Annotated in this window: 1 pseudogene; it reads left to right on the forward strand. The window is 70.7% G+C overall.

The window, feature by feature from the left end:
- Window positions 1–532, forward strand: a pseudogene (locus tag JCM19049_RS21750) (ABC transporter ATP-binding protein); the annotation flags it as partial.

Here is a 532-nt window from a genome sequence, read left to right on the forward strand (position 1 = left end):
CCTGCGCTGACCCTGGGCGGGCTTCTGGAGCCGGCCAGCGGCCGGCTGCACGCAACTGAACTGTTGGCCGGTGAGGCGGGGGACAAGCCGTTCCTCTGGCGGGCCGGGCAGCTGGTGGCCCGCATCGGCACGGTCTTCCAGGAACCGAACACCAGTTTGTCACCCAGAGCGTTGCCGACGAGCTGGCCTACGGGCCGCGCCGGGCGAAGGGGGAACGGGATGGGCAGGACGGCACCGGGCTTGATGAACAGCAGATCGCCGAACGCACCGCCGCGCTGCTGACCCGGCTGCGGTTGGACCACCTGGCCGAGGCGAACCCGTACACGCTTTCCGGCGGGGAGAAGCGCCGGCTCTCGGTGGCCACGGTGTTGGCCGCCAGCCCGGACGTGCTGATCCTGGATGAGCCGACCTTCGGGCAGGACGCGAACACCTGGCGGGAAGTGGCCGAATTGCTCATCGAGGTGATCGAGCAGGCACCGCCGTGATCGCGGTGACCCACGACGGGCACTTCGCCCGGGCGTTGGCGCCCGGG

The sequence above is a fragment of the Arthrobacter sp. JCM 19049 genome (assembly GCF_001310435.1).